General features: G+C 70.9%; 1 protein-coding gene. It reads right to left on the minus strand.

The genetic code is table 11. The features are described from left to right. The coding region (locus ACQG3P_RS21985) for a PAS domain-containing protein (RefSeq protein ID WP_426806234.1) at positions 1–244 on the minus strand (244 nt) is incomplete at both ends.

The raw sequence follows: 244 nt of genomic DNA on the forward strand, positions 1-244 counted from the left end.
ATGTTGGGGACTCCGCAGACGCACGTGTCGCCCCGGCGCCACGCTTCCCACACCGGATCACGGCGATCGCTGGGCCGGTCCGGAGTCAGCAGCACGATCGGCTGGCCGATGATGTCTTCGCGGGCGCGGCCAAAGGCGCGGATGCCGGCCTTGTTGAGAGCCAGCCCCACGCCGGAGTCGCGGAGGATGCTGGCCGGATCAGGCACCGCATCAAACAGTGCGGGGTAGCGGCGCAGCGCCCGCG

The sequence above is a fragment of the Stenotrophomonas sp. SrG genome (assembly GCF_050031795.1).
Classification (GTDB): domain Bacteria; phylum Pseudomonadota; class Gammaproteobacteria; order Xanthomonadales; family Xanthomonadaceae; genus Stenotrophomonas; species Stenotrophomonas rhizophila_A.